This is a genomic window from Nitrososphaerales archaeon (genome assembly GCA_032906765.1).
Taxonomy (GTDB): domain Archaea; phylum Thermoproteota; class Nitrososphaeria; order Nitrososphaerales; family Gagatemarchaeaceae; genus DASPPF01.
In genome coordinates, this window is sequence record JAJTZB010000004.1 from 182818 (window position 1) to 200289 (window position 17472).

Below are 17472 nucleotides of genomic sequence, written 5' to 3' on the forward strand. Positions count from 1 at the left end.
ATTATAACCATTCATTACGTCTGGAAAACAAAGCTCCGTGCGTGACTTCCGTGTGCTTTGGTTTGTATGATATCTTCGATTCCAAATCAGAAGAGTCGTTGCCGCGCATAGGGTTCATTGCGCCTCCGCCGGGAGATACCCATCCTGCGTTGGGAGATAGTTGGTCGACCGGCTGAACAAGTCGCCCTTGCGGGCTTCTTGCGTACACCGCGACTACTTCAAACCAGTCTTCTACTGGATCCCTTCTCTGTTCGCCCCTCCCTCCTTGCGGAGAGAGGTTTGGACAAAAGGCTCACTCTTCTCGGGAGTGGCTTCCCGCTTAGATGCTTTCAGCGGTTATCCACGATTGCTTAGCTGCCCGGCGGCGCCCTCTCGGACGACCGGTACGCCAGAGGCAACGCCCCGCTGTTCCTCTCGTACTGGGCAGGGCTTCCCCTCAGTGAACCACCGCTTCCATCAGGTAGAGGCCGACCTGTCTCACGACGGTCTAAACCCAGCTCACGTTCCCCTTTGATGGGCGAGCAGCCCCACCCTTGGCCCCTGCTGCAGGACCAGGATGGGAAGAGCCGACATCGCAACTTTGCCCAAGATTACTCTTGGAGTTAGACTATGTCTTCACCCCCGCGCACAACGGGGGGTCGGCGTATGATGGCAGGAGTTTTGAATGGCGCACCCGAGCGTATGTCGCGGCACGTCGGAACGTGACGCGTCCCTTGCGGGATACTCGAGCTTGCCCTCCGAGCCATCTCATTACGCACATCTTCTGCGCGCTCAGTCGTTACGGGGTCACAACGGTTAGGTCGTTTCCTCTCGCTGATTTTCGGTGGCATCCGGGATGTTAGCAGCTTTGAGACTCTTGGCCCTTGGAATCGAGGTTTGCTGAATCGATGCTTGAAGCGGCCGGGGTCGCCGGACTCGTTGACGCCGTCCAATTTGGCGAGCCGCCTGTCGCGGAATCCGTGCTTCCCTGAATCGATGTCTGGGTAAGGACCGTGAAATCTCGCGCTGCTACCGCCGTATGCTACCACATCTTTTTGTCGCGGCGTTCCGGACGAACCTGCATGAGCACGATCAAGTGCGCCGACTGCGGGTGCTCCCCAGACGAATGCCGAAAGGCAAAGTCGCCCAGAGACTGCCCGAGCTGCACGCTCGACGAATGCTGCTGCTGGTCCGCCGTACACCGCTGAACCTTCCATGTTTCGGAGTGCTTCGTCCCGTTGGACTTCCCTCGGCGTTGCCCTCTCCCGCTCTTCCCAAAGCGCCCCGAAGGGCGTCCTGGATAAAGGAGGTCGGGTTTCGCCGATATAAGCCGATACTCGTATTTTTTCTGCGGATACTTCAATCGCGTTACCACGATCTTGCCCCAAGGCCCACAAATGGGCCGAGGTACCAAACCGCGGGGTCGATTGGAGCTCTCGCCCGCGACGAGCCTGTTACCCCTGGGGTAACTTTTCTGTCACCTCCGGCCCCCAACAGTGAGGACACGGAGGATCGCTAGGCCACGCTTTCGCGGCTGGACGCTCTGCGTTTAAGCGCCCAGTCAGGCCGGCTTTTCGCCTTGCCGTCAACTCCGGAGTTCCAGCCGATGTTAGCAGAGCGATAATCGTGAACTGTTTGGAGGAATCGCTTTCCCTCCTTCCTGTTGTTCAAGCTCAGAACCCATCTTCTGTGCACACCACTTTGAGTAGCGTATTTCGAAGACGGCGAGATTCTGATTGTCTTGAAGTCCAGGGCTGCCAACAAGTCTCCGAGGTCTCTAAGCAATCTGGGTGGCTTCGTTGTTTCCTTCGAAGCGAGCGCTATTCTTGCCCTCCCGCTTTCGCCATCGCAGTAGTATGCTGCTGCAACGTATGGAACTATTAAGTTCCGCGTTGTCAGCTTTCGTTTGATCGATTCTGGAATGCCGATGTCGGATTGGACCTTGCTGCCCTTCGGCAACCCAAGGTTCCTCTCCAGCAGCACTCCGATGATTGCAGGGTAGTAGAGTGTCGTTGCCACGCCACTTGGGCGCGATCTGACCAGTGTTCTTCCGAAGCAGATCTCGACCAGTCGTCGGAACCTGTTCAGGAGTGACTCTTCGTCGGAGGTGTAGTGAACCCTCCGGTCTGTGTCTATTCCACCATCGTGCAGTAGATGACCCAGAAATTCTGCGAACTCCCGGTTCAACTTCTGTTCGACCCTTGGTTCGAATAGTCTTTCGCTGTCGTACCTTGTCCTGATGTATGCGATCCTTGGCTTCATCCTGGCCAAGTCGCAAAGTTTGTTCAATGCTGAAAGCGGATAGCAAGCTTCGCCCTCCTTCCACCTATACAGTTGCTTGGAGCTCAGTTTGAGACTGTCGGCGGCATGCTTGACGGTTCCTTTCTCAAGGAGCCGCTTCCACAGTTTTGTGTGAAAATCGTCCTCGGCCACAGCGTATATGTTGTCGGACATTGCTCAATATATCTGTGGTTGAGGGCAATTTAAGCTGCTCTGCTCATCGGTTTCTGACCCGGATGAGCCGACCTTAGGGCCCTCTCGATATCTTTTCAAGAGGGTGCCGCCCCAGCCGAACTGCCCACCTGCCGTTGTCCTTCCTTGGAAGTTAGCGACGCAGTCGTGAGAGGCTGGTGTTACATTGTTGCCTCCACGCCACCCGAAGGCAGCGCTTCGAAGGCTCCCAGCTACACTCTGCAACCGCAACCGCATCGCAGCAACAAGCTGCAGTAAAGCTCCACAGGGACTTCTCTCCCCGATGGAAGTCGATGGACTGTTCGTCCACCTTACGTAGGTTCGCCGGGTCGTAGATAGGGACAGCGGGGCCCTCGTTGGTCCATTCATGCACGTCGGAACTCACCCGACAAGGCATTTGGCTACCTTAAGAGAGTCAGAGTTACTCCCGGCGTTTACAGGCCCTTAGCCCAGTTGAACCCGGGTTTTAGGTACCTGCACTGGCCAGGATTCATAAAGCGTACACATCCTTTCGGACTTGCGCTTTACTGTGTTTCTTACCTCAGTCGTGGCTCTCTGTCAGAGGCCCGTGCTGATTCTTTACTTCGCGATACCCCCTTTTGAGAGGCATGCGCGAAATAGTAAACAGTCGGGACCCCCTTGTTATTGCAACCTGCGAACGCCATTTCTCATGACGAACGCAGGCACCACTTCTAGCTAACGTACGTGGCTGATTTCAGCTAGGTCCAATGAGCTCGGAGTTGAGATCCACGCCGATTCGAAGGAATAAATCCTTGAACTTGCGTGCATCTCGAATTGAGCGTAAACATTCTTGCAGGAAACCTTCCAACGGTTCAGTCTTGCTGAAGTTAGGATTGATCCACTGTCTCTTCACGGAGATTCGACGACAGATTATCATGAAGTCGATGACATCGTTCTTCGGAAAACCACGGAAGAGCTTGCCTCTTCTGACCTTGGACTCTTTCAGGAATCCGATGGATTCCCTGAACTTTTCCATGGCTTCAAGCGATTTGATTGTCAGGCCTTCCTTCCTCTCTGAAAGTTGGATGCCTAGTCCATTGAAGAGTGTCTTGAGCTGCTTTCTGAGGTGCGGATTGAAGCAACCTATCTGAATTCCTGTCCCCAATTGTATGGAGCCACTTGTTCTCCGGTAGACCAGAAATTCAGGCCCACCATCGCAAGTGGAGTAGTACTTCAGGAATTCTGATGCGAGCTTTTTGTTGTCGAAGATGGGACGAGGCAGTCTGATTCTTGGATATCCAATCTTACCATTTGGCGATCTTGGATATGTCTCGAACTTCCTTGTCCTTGTAGTTCTTACGAGGCGACCTATCAAGTCCGTAAGGTCCTTCCCATAAGCCCTTGCCCGTAGTGAATTGTATAGGCGGTCCGTCTTCCAGACAATCTTGAGACCGTCTATCGAGCTGAACTCCTTGATGAGTCTGCGGACTACTTCCGGTTGTTCTGTGAATGTGGTTGTGTATCTTGGACCGAAGTCAACTGAACCATCAGCCAGTATCACTGCAAGCATTTTGTAAACTCGGATAGTTATCACCGTAAAGGGAATGTGCTTTTCCATAAAAGCACCGCGGTGACAACAAAAAACGAGCTCCTGTGACCTATTTGCCGAGTTCCCTTACCTACAGTTCCCCGACACGCCTTAGGCTTCTTACCTAGGGGCACCGGTGTCGGATCTGGGTACGAACTTCGATGCGTCTTTCCAACTCCGTCTTCAAGGTCTCCGAGAATTGAGCGAACCACCCCAACGGGCGGCCATTCTCCTCTCGCCACGGTTCTCGTCATTACGACACTCCCCATGGCTCGAAAGATTAGACAGAGCGATAAACTCTGCACGTCCTATCCCAAAGCATCGGAGCCGATTCCCGCTCTTGCGAGCGATTGACGCGTCAAAGGCACTGGAATTTTGACCAGTTTCCCTGGTTCGTGTTTCCCTGTTGAGGATACACTTAGGATCGGCTAACTCCTGGCTGACGACGCATTGCCAGGAAACCCGTGCCCTTGCGGCGGTCAGGAAATGAGGACGTATATTCTCGCATCAGCTGGTCAGTCCAGAAAACGAATAGTGTTCCCAGTATTCCGGAGTTTATCCGGATTGAAATTGTACCATAATCGCTTCGCCCGGCCCTTTCCTTGAGCCGGACGGATGGTTTCCTGAACTTGGCCAGGGGTATGCCCATGCTCTTGGACCAGAATTCCATCTAAGGCTGGACGCTGCTTGATGCTTCCTTGGTGATTCGAATTCCTGCGAATGCTTCAGGGATTAAATCACCCAGGTCCAGCACAGGAATGGTACCTCTACAGTGAGGTGCACACCCTATTAATGCGCCAATACATCATTCTCACCCGACTTGGCTGCTACTACTGCCAGGATCTGCACTGGAAATCGGTCCACCGGACCTCACGGCCCGGCTTCCGCCCAATCTCCACGCCCACCTACCACAAACTTGTCTCAAACAAGTTGTCTGAAGTATCGGCAGCAGGCTTTAGTCCCGTCCATTTTCGGGGCCCTCAAGCTCGGCAGGTGAGCTGTTACGCTATCTTTGAAGGGTGGCTGCTTCTAAGCCTACCTCCCTGCTGTCTGAGCTCAAAGACGCCCTTTGGCTTGACACTTAGCCCGCATTTGGGGGCCTTAACTTCAGTCTGGGTTAATCCCCTCTCGGTTATGAGGCTTACCCCACATAAACCCGCTTCCCCGCTTCTTCTGCGCTGACACATTCGGAGTTCAAAAGGAAGGTGGCCCCTTTCGGAGCCTTGTCTTCTTATTGGTGCTCTACAGCGTCAGCAACATCGACGGAGACAGGACTGGGATCCGCTTCGGTGGGAACTAGCAATCACCAAGTTAGATAGGCTTTTGGCCCCTTGCCCCCGATCAGGGGACTAAGTTGCACGTTAAGACCCTTTCAGGCTTCCACCAGGCTTTCGCCCGGCTTCACCTTGTCGAGGGCACGATCACTTGGTTTCTAGTCTAAACCGCCATGACTTTAAGGCACTTTCGCACCTCCTCCCTGACCCCTTGCGGGGCTGCGGAGAATCGCTTTCGCTTCGCCTCCGGGCTTCGAACCCTTAGGCTCGCCATGACAATTAACTCCCTGGCCCGTGTTTCTAGATCAGCGAGCAGGCGGACTGAAACGAGGGTGCATCAGACGCAAACGTGACGATACGAGTTCCATCTGTTTCTTCCCGTTTAACCTCAGAATCGAGCCATAAGCGTAATGATAAACTCTGGGCCTGAACTCGTCTGACACTTCGAGTAATAGCTTCCTGAGACCATCGATGAACCGTGGACTGTACATTTTGACCGCGAAGTTTCGATAGCCTCTCGGGTGTCTGTCGACTTCCTTGAAAGTAACTGCTGTTCCCTCTGCATCGAAGACTCCGCTGAGGAATTCGGATTTTGTTCCGGCATTTGATGAAGAGATTGAATTGGGAACAACGATGATTCTCGCCTTCGTGCCTGCAGGGACTCCGAGCTCGTGGAGTTTGCTCCACATGGCTTTCGAACTCCTGTATAACGTGTACGAGTTGTTTGTGACATCGTGGTAAATCTTTGGTTCTTCGCGAAAACACTCGATGAATCTTGGCTTCAAGACAGATTCTACGAAGTGGAGATTCTGGTCATATAATCTGACCGAGAACCCGACCCTGGAGATGCTGCCATCTCCGAATGTGAATCCTAGAATGTATGCTAGACTCTCGTTCGTCACGCCAGCATCTGAATGCCCTCATCCAGTTAAACGCCCCTCAACTGAAATTCTAGACGGAATGCGCGACACCGGAGCGCTTACCCCCGATTGAGCTCCCTTGCGGGAACTCGCTCAAGGATCGTACTCCTTTCATGCCGCGCACGTCTGTAACCGTATGGTTTCAGGCTCTTTGCACACCCCTTTCGGGGCACTTTTCAACTTTCCCTCGCGGTACTAGTTCTCTATCGGTCTTGGGTAGTGTTTAGCCTTGGAGGCTGCTTTCCCCCAGTCTTCCCTAGCCATTGACGAGGCCAGGTACTCTGTCGCCGACACAACCTCGGTCGGGCCCAGCCTACGTGAGTATCACACTGTGTTCTCCGCCTTTCCAGGCGAGTTCGGCCGTTCCTTTCCAGGGTTGCAAGCGCCGGCGGCGAACCCTACATCTCCCTTACCTTTCGGCAAGGGATTCGGTTTGGGCTTTCCCGTTTTCGCTCGCCGCTAATAACGGGATCTCAATTGATTTCTCTTCCTGCTGGTACTCAGATGTTTCCTTCCCCAGCGTTCGCGCTCCTCGCGGAGCACCGGAACGCCTTGCGGCAATCCCGGTAGGTTCTAACCCATTCGGAGATCCCAGGATCAAAGGCTGCATGCTCCTCCCCTGGGCTTATCGCAGCTTGCCACGTCCTTCTTCGCCACCCAAGCCAAGTCATCCACCATACGGCGTCGTTGCGTACGGATGAGTAAACATCCCGGCGGATGCTTGCGCGAACCCTATGCACGGCTTAATCGCGGTTCCGCCTTGCGGGCGGGCCGCTGGCCCTTCACACCTAGTCGAATCGACGTGGTGTTGCATCTTCCATGGATCGTGCTTTACATAGATACTTCCTCGTTGCAGTGCGTGGTCGCACTCCCCGAGTTCGTTTCTAAGGAGGTGATCCGGCTGCAGGTTCCCCTACAGCCACCTTGTTACGACTTCTCCCCCCTTGCCGAACTTAGGTTCGATCAGCCCAACAAGAGCTGGCCTCGCCTAAACCCAACTCGGGTGAAGCGACGGGCGGTGTGTGCAAGGAGCAGGGACGTATTCACCGCGCGGTGATGACACGCGGTTACTAGGGATTCCATATTCATGAGGGCGGGTTTCAGCCCTCAATCACAACTGGGGTAGGGTTTGAGGATTGCCTTCCTCTGTCGAGGTCGGGACCCACTGTCCCTACCATTGCAGCCCGCGTGTGGCCCAGGAGTTTCGGGGCATACTGACTTCGGCTGACGTGTCCATGTTCTAACCCCTACGTTCCAAGCAGTAAGCTCAACAGCGATTCTGTATCCCTCACGAATGAATCGTACGACTCGCTTAGGAGGTATGATTCTCCGTTCGTAAGGGGAGTGTCTGATTCTATGAAGGCGACGATTCTCGCCTTGGGTACGTATTTCCGTATTCTGAATCCTTGGTAAGCCAAATCTTCGATTGCCCGCCTGTGCGTATTGCGATTTCGACTTTTGATTCTTCTGCACTGGATGACCGTTTGAGACGGTCTGTCGATGTAGATGTCTGCTGTGACACTGTTGTTCGCGTCCAAAGGAAGGTTCGTTTTCGCGACAATTTCCTTCCTAGCCAAAGCAACCATGACCATTCGTTCTTGGTCAGTGGCGATCTTTGCTAGAAGGGATACCGCACCCTTGCGGGCAGCGGAAGTCGCGCGTTGCTCGCCTTCGTGAGCTTGGAACCATCCTTTCGACTCGGCTCTGAGTGTCTCCAGATGCTGGAGCGCGTCCCGCAAACCTCTGTTCGCGGGCTTGCGTTCGATGAATGTGTTGATCATCCTGGAAGCGGTGTCCGACCTCATTGTCGGTATGAGACCGGTTTCGTACTTGGTGGTGTTTCCGTGGCTCCGACCCAGAATTGATTCGAATTGCTGCTGAGAGAGGCCTAGCATGACTCTCAGAACGAGAATCCTGCGTGGCTTCTCCGTAAGCATTTCCGGTTCGAAGCACGTGAAGTTCCTTGTCAGCCTTCGGACCTCTTTGAAGAGTCTTGTGAACTCAGTCTTCGAGGCACGAAGGTTAGGCAATTCTACGTACCAAGGATGTTATTGCTTGGAGCGTATCTAAGGGAACATAGGCAACGTCATCTGCCGTGGCCCTCTCCTTCCTCCGCTTTAGCAGCGGCAGTCCCGGTAACTAGCCTTCGGGATACTGCTACCCCGACTAGCAATTACCGGCAAGGGTCTCGCTCGTTGCCTGACTTAACAGGACGCCTCACGGCACGAGCTGGCGACGGCCATGCACCTCCTCTCAGCTCGTCAGGTAAAGTCTTCAGCCTGACCCTCAACCTGCTGTCGCTCCTGGTAAGTTTCCTGGCGTTGACTCCAATTGAACCGCAGGCTTCACCCCTTGTGGTGCTCCCCCGCCAATTCCTTTAAGTGAACTGCCGAACGTCGGAGATCTCTCCGGCGCCTCGGATTCAGCCTTGCGACCGTACTCCCCAGGCGGCGAGCTTAACGGCTTCCCTGCGACACTTCGATCGCGAACTGCGATCGAATCATCTAGCTCGCATCGTTTACGGCTGGGACTACCCGGGTATCTAATCCGGTTCGCTCCCCCAGCTTTCACCCCTCACCGTCGAGCGCGTTCTGGCGGACCGCCTTCGCCACTGGTGGTCTTCCGCGGATCAAAGGATTTTACCCCTACACGCGGAGTACCGTCCGCCTCTCCCGCCTCCTAGTCCCGCAGTATCCTCTGCAGGCCAACCGTTGAGCGGTTGGATTTAACAGAGGACTTACGGAACCGGCTACGGGTGCTTTAGGCCCAATAATCGTCCCGACCACTCGAGGAGCTGGTATTACCGCGGCGGCTGACACCAGACTTGCCCTCCCCTTATTCCCCGGCCTATTTACAGCCGAGAAAAGCCCCCCTCAGCGGGGAGCACTCGGACTAGCCTCGTCACGCTTTCGCGCATTGCGAAGTTTTCGCGCCTGATGCGCCCCGTAGGGCCTGGACCCTTGTCTCAGTGTCCATCTCCGGGCTCCTTCTCTCAAAGCCCGTACCGGTTACAGGTTTGGTGGGCCATTACCCCGCCAACAGCCTGATCGGCCGCAGTCCCATCCTGGAGCGGAAGGCACGGAGCATACCCGTGCCGCCTTTTGGACGACCTCTCCTTCCAGATGAGGTCATCTATCGCGTATTAGCCCCAGTTTCCCGGGTTTATCCGCACCTCCAGGGTAGGTTGACTACGTGTTACTGAGCCGTATGCTGCGCCTCTCGTAGCCGAGCGCGCACAACTAACATGGCTAAATCCCAATCCGATAGCAGTCGGGTCCGGCAGGATCAACCGGAGTCAATTATCGAGGAGTACGACCACGCATTTCTGCGAGGTGTAAAGCACAACCCACGTCGGATCTAACTCGTTACGTTAGATCTCCATGCTGTACGCGCACCTGGAGGTCATGCATCTCATGGCGTTCGGGCTCGGCCCTTTGCTCAAGGCAGACGCCGCCAATTAATGCGCAAATTCTCGCGAGGCCTTGGGTCGATATATATGCGTTATCGTGTTAATTCGACACCCTGAGGGCAACGGGAGGCCGAATATTCGTGAAGGAATTACCAGGGAGTGTGCAATATGAAATGGCGAGCGTGCGGGGGCGCTACCTCCAGCAGAGCCTGACTGCCTTGGCGTAGGCCTTCTCGTCGCTCGGGCCGCCCCACACGCCCCCGACCTTGAAGTCGGGCTCGCCGATGATGACGCCGTCCGCGATGTCGTAGAACCTCCTGACGTTGGAGAGGCCGATGCCGCTCCCGATGAGGACGGGCTTGGTGATGGCGCCTTTCACTTTCCTGACGCGTTCGTAAGACGGTGGGACTGGGCTGCGTGGGCCGGAGACAATGACGGCGTCAGCGCCTCCCCTCTCCGCTAAATCCTGGGCGGCGTACTCTATCTCGACGTTGAAGATCGGGTAGGCGTGCTTGACGTGGACGTCCCCGAAGACGAGGACCTCGGAGGAGAGCTCCTTCTTCAGGCGGGCGACTCGCGCTGCGCAGCCCTCGATGATGCCCTGGTCGGTCGCGTACGCGCCGATGAGGACGTTGCAGCGGATGAACTGTGCGCCGGCCACGTGGGCCACGGAGAGCGCTTCCTCGCACGCGTTGCGGAGCATGTTGACTCCGACCTTCATCTTCGTGTGCTTGACGACCTCTTTCGTGACGTTGGCCATGGCCGCGATGGTGTAGGGAGGAAGGTCACCTTTGAGCAGCGGCGTGTCGCCCACGTTCTCCACTATGCATGCGTCGAGGCCGGCCCGCTCGAGCTTGTCAGCCTCGGAGAGTGCGAACTTGGTCAGCTCATTCATGGACATCGTGTTATCCGGGGCGCCCGGGAGCGGGGGCATGTGGATCATGCCGATGATGGGTTTCCCTCGGAAGAGTTGCTTGAACTTCACGATGGGTCGCAAGGCCTGTGGCGATTAAAAGATTTCAGGGCCAGTAGACGTCGGGGTGGAGCCACGGCACGAGCGCAGTCGTGACGCACTGCTGCGTGAGGTCTGCCCTCGTCATCTTCCCCTTCGTCAGGTAATGGACCAACCCGCCCTTGTCGCCTATCTGTCCGACGCCGCTGAGCGCTTCTGCGAACTGCTCGAGCTCCTTGCCATCCTTGACCATGCTTTCCATGGCTCCGCGCGGAAGTGGGTAGCCGGCAGAGTGGCCGAGGGAGACCCTGCCCTTCGAGTCGACCACCGCCGCCTGCTGGTGGTCGAAGTAACCGTCGCCTATCATGAAGATACCAGCCTCCACTCCGACGCCGAAATCGTCGCCCGTGTTTGATATTGCGAACCTGGCCCTCGCGATTGCTCCCTCGACCATCTGCACGAGGCCGACGGGCTGCGGTCTGGCCACCGAAGAGGAGTCAACCGGGCGCAGTTTGACGTCGTCGTAATACTGCGTAAACGCGCGCCTGATGCCTTCCAACTTGGCCGGATTCTTGGTGCCGACTGCTATGATCAACGGTCGGCGAGTAGGGGCGCGGTTGATAAGATGTTGGCCTACGCCACACGGAGTTCGTCGAGCATCTTCCTGATGCTAGCTAAAGGCGTGCCGTCTGGCCTCGCTATCTCCTGCTTCGCTGGTGGATTGGTCCTGTAGGAGGGCATCCTGCCGGTCAGTCTCTCTTCGTATGTGGGGACGAATTCGTTCTGGTAGAAGACGCCGATTGGCGTACGGTCTCCGAACTCGAACGTCTTGAGCACAGCCTGGCCGACCTTCTTCTCCATCTCCGCCTCGTCGCTGGTGTGGACGACGCCGTCGTAGCCCGTCTCCTCGAGCTTGTACGTCCTCGGCTGCATGCGGCCGTTCGCGTCGAGGCGCCCCTCGCCGGCCCAGTACTCCTTTGTCTGGACGTCGTTGTAGGTTGGGCACGGCTGGAGGACGTCGAGGAAGGCGAAGCCCTTGTGCCTGACCGCCTTGATTATCAGGTCCTTCAGGTGCCTGACGTCGTACGAGTAGCCGCGCGCGACGAACGTGTACCCCGAGGCTATGGCGAGCATCAGCGGGTTGACGCCCTGGTTGATGTTCGGCAGGGGGAGCGACTTCGTCTTCATGCCGAGCTTCATCGTCGGCGCCGCCTGACCCTTTGTGAGACCGTAAACCTCGTTGTCGTGGATGATGTATACCATGTCCACGTTCCTCCTCCCGGAGTTCACGAAGTGCCCTGCGCCTATTCCCATGCCGTCACCGTCTCCCCCCTCGCAGATGACCTCGAGGTCGGGGTTGGCGAGCTTGATGCCAGTGGCGAACGGTAGCGACCTGCCGTGGAGAGTGTGGACGCCGTAGGTCTTCACGAAGTGGGGGACCTTGCCGGAGCAGCCGATGCCGGAGACTACGACCGCTTGAGTGGGGTCGACGTTCATCTCGGCCAGCGCCATCTGGACGGCGTTGAGGATGCCGAAGTCTCCGCAGCCGGGGCACCAGTCGTTGTGCGCCGTCGTCTTCAGGTCTGAGAGCTTAAGCGCCACGGTTCAACACTATCCTCTTCGGAGCCTTTCCTTGTGCTATCATCTTGATCGCGTCGTAGACCTCTTCCGACGACATCGGCCTGCCGTTGTACTTGACGACGAGCTGCTCGACCGGGATGCATGTCCTCTCCCTGAGTATCCCTATCAGCTGCCCTGAGTAGTTCATCTCCACTCCCACTATCCTCTTCGCCTTCGAGAGCACCTTGGTGACGTATTCGGTGGGGAATGGGTGGACCAATCTGATCTGGAGGAAGTTCACCTTGATTCCGTCCTCCTTGAGCCAATCCATCGCGTCTAGAATCGCTCCCTTTGGGGACCCCCAGCTGACGATCGTCACGTCTGCGCTCTCCGGGCCGAAGAAGTTCACCCTCTCCTGAATCGGTATCTCCTTGTCTGCTAGGACCAACTTGCCCATCCTCTTCTCCATCATCACATCGCGGTTGGTCGGGTCCTCGCTGATGTGGCCGTGCTCGTCGTGCTCGTCGCCAGTGTTCCAGTAGACGCCGCCCTTTGTGCCCAAGGCCGGCCTGGGCGAGATGCCGTTTGGCGTGAGCTGGAAGCGCTTGAACTCGCCGTTCTCAGCGCCCGGCGCGCTGCCCCTGAGGAGCAGCCCCCTGTCGATTTTTACCTTGTTGACGTCGAACATCTCCATGGTCGAGTCGGAGTTGGCGAGAGCCTTGTCGACCATGTGGATGACTGGAGTCTGGTACTTCTCCGCGTAGTTGAACGCCCTCACGGTGTCGTAGAAGGACTCCTCAAGGTCGCCGCTGGCGAGTATCATCCTGGGGAACTCGCCATGGCCGGCGTGGAGAGCGAACCTGAGGTCGCCCTGCTCGTGCCTGGTCGGGAGGCCGGTGCTCGGACCGCCCCTTGAATACAACGTGACCACGACCGGGACCTCATTCATCCCCGCCCAGCCGAGCCCCTCCGCCATCAGAGAGAAACCGGGACCTGACGTGGAGGTCGCAGACCTCACGCCTGCAAGGCCGCCGCCGATGGCCATCGTTATGGCCGCAATCTCGTCCTCGGTCTGGACGACTGCTATCGAGCCCTTGTTCTGCATCGTCTGGACCTCTCCGACCTGCGGGTTCTCGTGACCAGCGGAGCCGTCAAGGTCGATTATCTCGTGAGCCTCGAGGTACTCGCTCTCGTCGCTGGCGGGAGTGATGGGATAGTACGTCTGGAGCCTGCAGCCTGCGAGCTCCTTGGCCATCGCCACGGTGGAGTTTCCCCTGACGTAGAGGCGCGTCTCGCTTGGCTTCGATGGTTGGAGTTTGTAGCCGAACCCGCCGTTGTACTTCTCTTTGACGTATTCGTACGTGAAAGTGACGGCGCTTGCGTTCATGTCCCCCACCTTGGGCTTGGACTTGAACTGCTTCCTGATTGCTTCCTTAACCAGCCCCTCGTCGTAGGAGAGGAGTGCGAACGACGCAGCCACTGCCAGGACGTTGAGCATCCTCTGCAGCGAGCTGAGCGAGGTCTCGCCCCACTTCTCGCCGACCTTCTTGAGGAGGTCTGTGTAGGGAATGGAGTATACGTGCACGCCACCCCTCCTCGCTAGCTCCAGGATTCCGTTGACATCGGCCGAGAGGTCGCTGCCCGAGAGCTTCTTGGCGAGGGACTCAGTTACATTGTGCTCGATTGTCGGTATGTCTGCAAGTCTCTTCATCCCCTGGTCCGGGTCGTAGATTATCGCGCCTTCCTTTCGGACCTCGAGGGCGTGCCTGAAGATCGTCTCCTCCTCGAAGGTCGCGAGCATGTCGACCGTGTCCACGTGGGACCTGATCAGGGTCTTGGAGAGTCTGACCTGGAAGTAGCTGTGCTCACCCTTGATGTTCGAGTAGTACTCCCTCTTGCCGAAGACATAGAGGCCTCCGGCGGCGGCGGCCCTGGAGAAGATGTTGGCCGAGGTGTCGACCCCGCTGCCCTGTACGCCTCCGATCATCCAAGAGAAATCGTTCCTCTTCAAACGTTATCTCTTGCGAGAATGTTCGGCGGACGTTTAAGACTATGGTATATATAGTATATACTACAGCTGGGTCGCGTGGACGAGCTCAGGAAGGTGCAGAAGGTGGGCTACTCGACGCTATCGGTGTCGATACCCAAAGAGTTCGCCAAGGACCTGCGATTGGGGCCCGGCGACAGCCTCCTGTTCAGGCAGGACGCTGACGGGACGCTCAGGCTCATGCCTGCAACGAGCGCGAAGAAGTCGAGCAAGGTCATGATCAGGGCGGAGCAGGTGGGCAGCGGGGAGATGCTTGCGAGGCTCATCATCGGCTCGTACGCACTTGGCTACGACAGGATAGAGATAGTGAGCAGGAACCCGCTCGGGAGGGTGACCGTGGACAAGGCTGTCGAGACGATTAAGAGGCTCCGCGGCCTGGAGGTCGTGGAGTCTGACAGCAGACACATCGTCGCGCAGAGCTTCACTGACCCCACCAAGTTCCCGGTCGATTCGCTGATCAAGCGGCTGCAGATGCTCGTCTCAGAGAGCTTGGGCAACGTGGTTGAGGCGCTGGACCTGAAGAGGACCGGGAGCCTGAACGATGTGAAGAGGGTCCAAGACGAGATCGACGAACTCTACTGGCTGATAGCGAGGCAGCTGCTCGTCGCACTGAACAGGAGGGAACTGGCGTCTGAGATAGGGATTGAGTCGCCGCTCCACGCCTCGGGCGACAGGGTCTGCGCGAAGACGCTCGATGAGATTGGGGCCATAATCTTGGACATAGCGGAGGAGCTGGTCAGGTTAAAGTCGAAGGGGACGAAGATGGATTTGGCCGTGGTGGAGAAGATCAGGGGGCTCGCTGCCAGTGCGGGCGAGGCGTTCAACGTCACGGTCGAGAGCCTGCTGGCGCCAGACATCAAGCTGCTGGATAGGTCAGCGGCGCTCGTGGAGGAGACGCTGAGGCTGGAGGAGGAGATAGCCCACGAGATGCTGGAGACTGGCGAGTACGGGTTTGCCAGGGTCTTGGTATCGCACTTCGCTCAACTGGCCAGGTACTGTAACATCATCATCGAGATAGCCTCCCACAGGCTGCTGAGGAAGACGAGCAGGATAGCCACCGTCCAGTAAGTGTGGGTACATCCTATATCCACACTTTTCGCATAGGGCGCGATGCGGGGGTAACGAAGCCTGGTTAAACGTGCGGGACTCAAGATCCGGCCATACTTCGGATGGGACATCCCGTCCCTCAGGGGTTCGTGGGTTCAAATCCCACCCCCCGCACTAATGCTGGGTCCCTGACCTGTGGGTCGAGAGGGCCCACGGGAAGATGCGCTCCTCCTCCGCCTTAGTGTGCTGGCCGAAGAGCCCATTCAGCTCCTCTTCCTTCGACTCGAGCTCGGCGGGGGAGAGCGCGGCGAACCGCTCAATCGCCTCCATCAGCGTGTACATCGGCCTGTGCTGGCGGAAGACCATGATCGCGTCCTCTGCTCCCTTCACCCCATACGCTTCTATCAGGACTTTGAGCACCTGCGCCTCCTCGTCCGCAATGTGCCGCGTGAAGACGGCCTTGAGCCCCGCCAGGATCGCCTTGGCGGCCGCATAGTCCCTAGCTTCCAAGGCGCTTCGGAGATTCTCCAGTCCTGCCTTCATCTCGGTGTGTTCCGCCACTAGGACTGCGACCAGGTCTTCCAGTTCCATCTTGCGGGGCGTTTCAGACCTCCCTCCATCTCGCCTTCTTCACGGCTATGAGCGACAAGACGGCAGCGACTGCGAGCATGACGACCCAAGCGACCGCTGTCTCGATTGTCGAGAGCGGGACGAGACCGGCAGCACTCTGCGCTATCTCCGCGGCGTAGGTGGTTGGAGAGAGGTAAGCGATGTACCTGTAGGGGAGAGGTATGTAGGTAATCGGATAGTAGACAGGCGGGAGGGTCGAGAAGAGCGTGGAAATCAGCCTTGAGAACGCGAAGCTCTGCACAATGTCGCTCGAGAAGGTGGAAAGGGTGAACCCGAGAGTCACAGATGCGAGGAACATCAGAAGGAAGACGCAAAGGAGCTCAAGAGCCTGGACCACCCCAGGATGGATGTAGATTGCAGCGAGGATTGTGAGCACGACGAGGGCCGGGAGGGAATAGATGATCTCGGCCAGTGCCATGCCGCTGACGTAGGCGGCCGGGGCGGTCGGCGAGCTGACAACCATGTCCTGGAGCTTGAAATCGTTCTTCAGGTGAGAGAGGTCCCCCTGCAGAGACATGCCGCTCTGGAACATGCTCATTATGAAGCCGCCTTCGATCGCTTCGCCGATCAGCTGCCCCCTGCTGACGAATGCGATGACTAGCAGGAAAGAGAGTGGGGAGAGGACTGTGTTCAGGAGGACTACTGGGTAGTTCTTCATCTCGTAGACAGAGTTCACCAGCACGGATGCGAGTATCTGCCTAGCCCAGGACTTCATCGGGCTACGACCCCTGCCTCGCTCTTGTTCACCAGACGAAAGAAGATGTCGTCGAGAGAGATGCGGCTCATCGAGAACTTGGAGCCGTCCTCCAGGAGCTGCCTCGAGATCCTGTGCGCCTCGACCTCGTCTGTCAGTATCTGTGTCTGCCCGGAGCGTCCCCTCGTCACCAAGCCGTCGGGGACTGGAGGAAGTTCCTTGGCTGAAGCGACCATGATGCTGTACTGGTACCCGACCTCGGAGCGGAGCTGGTCGAGGCTGCCCAGCCCGACGACCTTCCCTTTGTGCAGTATCCCGATGACGGTGGCGAGCTGTTCCGCCTCCTCGAGGTAGTGGGTCGTGAGAATCAGGAACCTGTCCTCCGCCAAGTTGGCCAGGAACGTCCAGAGTTCGCGCCTTGAGATTGGGTCGAGGCCGGTGGTCGGCTCGTCCAAGAAGATGATTTCTGCGTCGGAAGCGAGGACGGTGGCCACGAGCACCTTCCTCTTCATCCCGCCAGAGAGGCGCCTGTTGAGCGTGTCCTCGTGGTGCTCGATTCCCACCTTCGCCAGCACCTCCGAGGCCTTGGCCTTCGCCTCCCCGTAGCCGACGCCCCTCCAGAGCAGGTAGGAGAGGACCGTCTGCTTGGGAGTCATCCATGGTACCGTCCTTGCCTCCTGGGGGACAGTGGCAATCACCTCTCGCAGTTTCTTCGCGTCCTTCATCACGTCCATGCCCCTGATCGACGCTCCTCCCGAGGTCGGCTCCAGCTGCGTGGCCAGAATCCTGACGAGGGTCGTCTTTCCAGCGCCGTTCATGCCTATCAGGGAGAAGACGCCCTTGGATGGAATGTCGATGTCCACCGAGTCCAGGGCCGTCTTGCCGCCTGAGCCGCTGTAGACCTTGGTCAGCCGATCGCAGTCGAGCCCTTCCATGTCC

8 protein-coding genes, 1 tRNA gene and 2 rRNA genes are annotated in these 17472 nt (G+C 57.3%); 2 read left to right on the forward strand and 9 right to left on the reverse strand.

All coding sequences use genetic code 11. The features are described 5' to 3' along the window. Nucleotides 1-140 precede the first annotated feature (140 nt). The 6 genes from LYZ69_06150 to LYZ69_06175 form a co-directional block, all read right to left on the reverse strand. Nucleotides 141-6893: ribosomal RNA gene (locus LYZ69_06150) — 23S ribosomal RNA — on the reverse strand. Nucleotides 6894-8066: 1173 nt separating this feature from the next. After that, nucleotides 8067-9490: ribosomal RNA gene (locus LYZ69_06155) — 16S ribosomal RNA — on the reverse strand. Together the 16S and 23S rRNA genes form the textbook arrangement of a ribosomal RNA operon. A 306-nt stretch (nucleotides 9491-9796) precedes the next feature. Next, complete coding sequence (locus LYZ69_06160) at nucleotides 9797-10588, reverse strand: BtpA/SgcQ family protein (protein MDV3278035.1); 792 nt, start codon at nucleotides 10586-10588, stop codon at nucleotides 9797-9799. Nucleotides 10589-10622: 34 nt separating this feature from the next. Continuing rightward, the gene (gene yjjX, locus LYZ69_06165) at nucleotides 10623-11150 is read right to left on the reverse strand and encodes an inosine/xanthosine triphosphatase (protein MDV3278036.1); all 528 of its coding nucleotides are present in this window, start codon (nucleotides 11148-11150) and stop codon (nucleotides 10623-10625) included. Nucleotides 11151-11188: 38 nt separating this feature from the next. Beyond that, a complete protein-coding gene (locus LYZ69_06170) occupies nucleotides 11189-12157 on the reverse strand; it encodes a thiamine pyrophosphate-dependent enzyme (protein ID MDV3278037.1) in 969 nt (322 codons plus the stop codon). Then, the gene (locus LYZ69_06175; GenBank protein MDV3278038.1) at nucleotides 12147-14126 is read right to left on the reverse strand and encodes a 2-oxoacid:acceptor oxidoreductase subunit alpha; all 1980 of its coding nucleotides are present in this window, start codon (nucleotides 14124-14126) and stop codon (nucleotides 12147-12149) included. The genes LYZ69_06170 and LYZ69_06175 overlap by 11 nt, the downstream gene beginning before the upstream one ends. Nucleotides 14127-14201: 75 nt before the next feature. On the opposite strand from LYZ69_06175, the gene LYZ69_06180 reads away from it, so the two are divergent. After that, entirely contained in the window at nucleotides 14202-15230 is a 1029-nt protein-coding gene (locus LYZ69_06180; protein MDV3278039.1) for a phosphate uptake regulator PhoU, read from the forward strand. A 44-nt stretch (nucleotides 15231-15274) separates the two neighbouring features. Continuing rightward, nucleotides 15275-15383, forward strand: a tRNA-Leu gene (locus LYZ69_06185). On the opposite strand, the gene LYZ69_06190 is transcribed toward LYZ69_06185, so the two are convergent. The 3 genes from LYZ69_06190 to LYZ69_06200 are packed head-to-tail and all read right to left on the reverse strand — an operon-like array spanning nucleotide 15384 to nucleotide 17468. After that, nucleotides 15384-15800 (reverse strand): hemerythrin domain-containing protein, encoded by a 417-nt coding sequence (locus LYZ69_06190; GenBank protein MDV3278040.1) that lies wholly within the window; start codon nucleotides 15798-15800, stop codon nucleotides 15384-15386. It abuts the tRNA gene before it with no gap. Between the two features lie 13 nt (nucleotides 15801-15813). Next, entirely contained in the window at nucleotides 15814-16554 is a 741-nt protein-coding gene (locus LYZ69_06195) for an ABC transporter permease (GenBank protein ID MDV3278041.1), read from the reverse strand. Continuing rightward, on the reverse strand, nucleotides 16551-17468 hold the full coding sequence (locus LYZ69_06200; protein ID MDV3278042.1) for an ABC transporter ATP-binding protein: 918 nt from the start codon (nucleotides 17466-17468) through the stop codon (nucleotides 16551-16553). Before LYZ69_06200 ends, LYZ69_06195 begins: the two co-directional genes overlap by 4 nt. Nucleotides 17469-17472: the final 4 nt, after the last annotated feature.